The 4,584-nt window shown below is 67.7% G+C and carries 5 protein-coding genes; all 5 read right to left on the reverse strand.

The features are described from left to right. On the reverse strand, positions 1 to 751 hold a 751-nt coding region (locus EN742_RS25165; RefSeq protein ID WP_128333408.1), incomplete at its 3' end, for a citryl-CoA lyase. Then, positions 748 to 1,932: a CoA transferase gene (locus EN742_RS25170; protein ID WP_127407174.1), complete on the reverse strand. Its 1,185-nt coding sequence runs from the start codon at positions 1,930 to 1,932 to the stop codon at positions 748 to 750. The genes EN742_RS25170 and EN742_RS25165, both read right to left, overlap by 4 nt. Positions 1,933 to 1,947: 15 nt before the next feature. Continuing rightward, positions 1,948 to 3,471, reverse strand: a complete 1,524-nt coding sequence (locus EN742_RS25175) for a tripartite tricarboxylate transporter permease (RefSeq protein WP_126058320.1) — start codon at positions 3,469 to 3,471, stop codon at positions 1,948 to 1,950. Positions 3,472 to 3,475: 4 nt separating this feature from the next. Beyond that, entirely contained in the window at positions 3,476 to 4,009 is a 534-nt protein-coding gene (locus EN742_RS25180) for a tripartite tricarboxylate transporter TctB family protein (RefSeq protein ID WP_126058319.1), read from the reverse strand. A gap of 132 nt (positions 4,010 to 4,141) precedes the next feature. Continuing rightward, on the reverse strand, positions 4,142 to 4,584 hold a 443-nt coding region (locus tag EN742_RS25185), incomplete at its 5' end, for a tripartite tricarboxylate transporter substrate-binding protein (RefSeq protein WP_281034992.1).

The raw sequence follows: 4,584 nt of genomic DNA on the forward strand, positions 1-4,584 counted from the left end.
TTTCCTGCGACTGCTCCCAGGCATGCGCCAGGATGCCGACCGAGCGCGACAGCACGAACAGGCCGCGCGTCAGCGGCGGCGGGAAGCCGAGCTCGCCATAGATCACCGCCGTCGCGCCGTCGATGTTGAGCGGGATGCGCTTGCCCTTGCGCCGCGCCACCTCGGCCTCGATGGCCTCTGCGATGTCGGCGAAGCGGCCGCTGACCACGCGGCGCGCCGCGAAATCGCGGGTCAGTTCGATGAGCCGCGGCGCGCGCGGATCAACCGGATGGAAGCGATGGCCGAGACCCGGCACATAGCCCCTGTCTTCGGCGAAGAAGCGATCGAGCCGCGCCGCCACCGCATCGGCCAGCGTCGTGCCCCGGTCCATCACCGCGGCGATGTCGCCGTAGAAGGAAAGCGCCTGCTCGCCGGCGCCGCCATGCACGTCGCCCAGCACGTTGATGGCCGAGGCCATCGCATTGTTGATGCCGACGCCGCAGGTCGCCGCCATGCGGGCGATGGCGATCGACGGCGCCTGCGGCCCGTGGTCGACGGCAGCACCCAGCGCGATGCCGAGCAGCGCCGCCTGGTCCTCGCTGGGCAATTCGCCGCGCAGCATCAGCCAGATCATCGCCGGAAAGCTGACGCGGCCAATGAGGTCCTGTATCTCGTAGCCGCGGAGCCGGATCACGCCAGGGCTCATCTCGATGATGCCGGTCCGCCACCATTCCTCGCCGCGCGCGCGGCCGGCCTTTTTCTCCTGGCTCATGCCTGCGCTCTTGTCTTGCCGCGCGCCGGCAGCGTCGCAAAGACGTCATCCATATGTTCGCCCAGCGCCGGCGGCGGCCCGGCCGGCAATGGCGCTGCGCCGTCGACCATGAAGCCGCCGCGCACCACGGTCAGTGCTTGATCCATGCCGGGCATGCCTTCGAAGCGGGTCGTCATGCCGCGCTCTGTCACTTGGCGCTCGCCGAGCACTTGCGGGATGGTCAGCACCCGTCCGGCCGGCACGCCGGCGCGGTTGAGCTTTTCCTCCCAGGCGGCCGCCGAGGCACCCGCCAACGCGTCCTCGATCAGCACCTTCAGCGCCGCGCGGTTCTGCTTGCGCGTCTCGCGTTCGGCAAAGCGCGGATCGGACGCCAGCTCCGGCCGGCCGATCAATTGGCAGAGCGTGACGAACTGCTCCTGCTTGTTGGCGGCGATGTTGAGCAGCCCCTCGCCGGTGCGGAACGCGCCGGACGGTGCTGCCGTCATGTTCTCATTGCCCATCGGCCGCGGCTCGACGCCGGCAGTCAGATAGTTGGACACCGGCCAGCCAAGTGCAGAGAGTGTGCATTCGAGCATCGACACGTCGAGGAACGCCCCCTCGCCGGTCGTCTTCTGCTTGACCAGCGCGGCGGCGATGGCGAAGGCGCCGACCAGCCCGCCCAGCGTGTCGGCGACCGGATAGCCGACACGTAGCGGCGCCGTCTCCGGGGTGCCGGTGATGCTCATGATGCCCGACAGCCCCTGGATGATTTGGTCGTAGGCCGGATTGTCGCGCATCGGCCCGCTCTGGCCGAACCCCGATATGGCGCAGTAGACGAGGCCGGGACGGACCGCCTTCAGGCTGGCATGGCCGAGACCGAGCCGATCCATCACGCCCGGCCGGAAGTTCTCCACCAGCGCATCGGACGAGGCGACCAGGTCGAGGAAGCGGTCGCGATCGGCCTCCTTCTTGAGATCGAGCACGACCGATCGTTTGCCGGCGTTCTGCGCCAGGAACGAGGCGCCCATGCCAGCCTGGTTGAGTTTTGCCGAAGCGCCGAGCTGGCGCGCCAGATCCCCGCCATTCGGCGCCTCGACCTTGATCACGTCGGCGCCGAGCAGCGCCAGCTGGTAGGCGCAGTAAGGGCCGGCCAGAACATTGGTCAGGTCGAGGACGCGGATGCCCGAAAGCAGGTCTGTCATGATGCTCCAGTTCGATCAGGCATCGCCAGGCACATGCTCCGGTCCGCGCCGGCGCCGGTGCTCGATCCAGGCCCAGATATGCGGCCCGACGAGACCGATGAAGGCCAGCGTCAGCAGCGTCAGCGACAGCGGATGCCGGTAGAACACCGTCCAGTCGCCATTGGCGATGGTCATCGCGCGGCGGAACTGCGTTTCGGCGAGCGGCCCGAGGATCATGCCGATGATGACGGGCGCGGTCGGGAAATCGAAGCGCCGCATCAGGAAACCGGCCGCTCCCAGGAGATAAAGGATGACGAGATCGATCGGCGACTGCGAGATGCCGTAGGTGCCGACGGTGGCGAACACCAGGATGCCGGCATAGAGCTGCGGCGCCGGGATCTTCAACAGCCGCACCCACAGGCCGATCAGCGGCAGGTTGAGGATGACGAGGATGACGTTGGCGATGAACAGGCTGGCGATCAGGCCCCAGACGAGGTTGGCCTGCGTCGTCAGAAGCAGCGGTCCGGGATTGATGCCGTAGCTCTGGAAGGCCGACAGCATGATCGCGGCGGTCGCCGAGGTCGGCAGGCCAAGCGTGAGCATCGGCACCAGCACGCCGGCGGCGGACGCATTGTTGGCGGCTTCCGGGCCGGCGACGCCCTCGATGGCGCCGACCGTGCCGAACTCCTCCTTGTGCTTCGACAGCTTCTTCTCGATCGCATAGGACAGGAAGGTCGGGATCTCGGCGCCGCCGGCCGGCATCGCACCGATCGGGAAGCCGATCAGGGCACCGCGCAGCCACGCCTTCCACGAGCGCGCCCATTCGGCGGCGGTCATGTAGAGCGAGCCCCTGAGCGGCACGATCTCGTCCTTGCCGGCATAGCGGCGCGAGGCCATGTAGAGCGTCTCGCCGACGGCGAACAGGCCGACGGCGACGATGATCACATCGACGCCGTCGAGCAGCTCGCCCGTGCCGAAGGTGAAACGCGGCTGTCCGGTCTGCAGGTCGACGCCGATCATGCCGATGACGAAGCCGACGAACAGGCTGGTGAGACCCCGCACCGACGACGAGCCGAGCACCGCCGAGACGGTTATGAAGGCCAGCACCATCAGCGAGAAATACTCGGCCGGGCCGAAGGCCAATGCGAACTTGACCACGATCGGCGCCAGGAAGGCGACGCCCAGCGTCCCGATGGTGCCGGCGACGAAGGAGCCGATCGCCGAGGTGGCGAGCGCCGCGCCGCCGCGGCCGGACCGGGCCATGCGGTTGCCCTCGAGCGCGGTGACGATGGTGGCGCTCTCGCCGGGGGTGTTGAGCAGGATCGACGTCGTCGAGCCGCCATACATAGCGCCGTAATAGATGCCGGCGAACAGGATGAAGGAGGCTTCCGGCGCCACCTGGTAGGTGATCGGCAGAAGCAGCGCGATGGTCAGCGCCGGCCCGAGGCCGGGCAGCACACCGATCGCCGTTCCCAATGTAGTGCCGACCAGGCACCACAAAAGGTTGGCCGGCGTGAAGGCGACCGAGAAGCCGTGCGCGAGTTGGTTGAGCGTGTCCATGGCGTCAGCGCCTCACCATGGCGACGACGGCGTTGATCGCCGTGTTCAGCTGGTTCTCGACGAAACCGGCGCCGATGTTGACGCCGAGCGCCCTGGCGAAACCGAAATAGGCCGCGAGCGCCAGGATCAGGCCCAGCAGCGCGTCGCGCAGCGGGCTCCGGCTGCCGAAACCGTAGCAGACCAGAACGAACATGATCACCGAGGCGGCGGTGAAGCCGAGCGGATGGATGAGCGAAAGGTTGGCGACGAGGCCGGCAACCACGAAGCCCATCGACTTCCAGTCAGTCGGCGTCTCCTTTTCCTCGTCGGGCTGCCAGCCGCCCCGAAGCGCCGCGACGATGAGCAGCAGCGACAGGATCACCATGCCGGCCATCGTGATGTAGGGGAAGACCCTCGGGCCGACCTTGGAATAGAGCGGCGACACCGGGATCGCCAGCGTCTGCCAGGCCACGGCGGCGGCGCAGGCCAGAAGCCCGACGCCGATCAACAATTCGGGTATGGCAAAGCGCGGCGGCGCCTGCTGGTCGCTGGTGCTCATGAATGTCCTCCCTCGATGGCCGGCATCCCACGGCCGGCCCTGACCGCAGTCTCGCCCGCGATGGATGTCATGTCCATGCGCCTGGCGAAGGTCCAGGCGGAGCGGCGCCGGCCGACCCGCCTGGGGAAGGCATCAGGCGAGGCCGAGATCCTTGAGGATGGCGCCGATGCGGGCGGTGTCCTCGGTGACGAACTTGGCATAATCGTCGCCGGTGAGCAGGATTGGTGTCCAGTTGCGATTCTTGCACTCGGTCGCCCAGGCCTCGCTCTTGGCCATGGTCTCGACCAGCTTGATCATCGCCGCCTTGTCGTCGTCGGAGACGCCTGGTGGAGCGAAAACGCCGCGCCAGTTGAACAATTCGACATCGATGCCGGCCTCCTTCAGCGTCGGCGCGTCGATACCTTCCTGGCGCTTATCGGCGGAGATGGCGAGCAGCCTGAGCGCACCTGCCTTGACCTGCTCGGAGAATTCGCCATAGCCGGAAATGCCGGCTGCCACCTGGTTGCCAAGCAGCGCCGACAGCGCCTCGCCGCCACCGGCGAATGGCACATAGGAGAGGTTGGTCGCGGGCACAC

The sequence above is a fragment of the Mesorhizobium sp. M4A.F.Ca.ET.020.02.1.1 genome (assembly GCF_004022645.1).
Classification (GTDB): domain Bacteria; phylum Pseudomonadota; class Alphaproteobacteria; order Rhizobiales; family Rhizobiaceae; genus Mesorhizobium.

Excerpts from the sequence above, each read along its gene's own strand:
- EN742_RS25180 (WP_126058319.1), bottom strand. The coding sequence starts at position 4,009 with ATGAGCACCAGCGACCAGCAGGCGCCGCCGCGCTTTGCCATACCCGAA.
- EN742_RS25175 (WP_126058320.1), bottom strand. The coding sequence starts at position 3,471 with ATGGACACGCTCAACCAACTCGCGCACGGCTTCTCGGTCGCCTTCACG.
- EN742_RS25170 (WP_127407174.1), bottom strand. The coding sequence starts at position 1,932 with ATGACAGACCTGCTTTCGGGCATCCGCGTCCTCGACCTGACCAATGTT.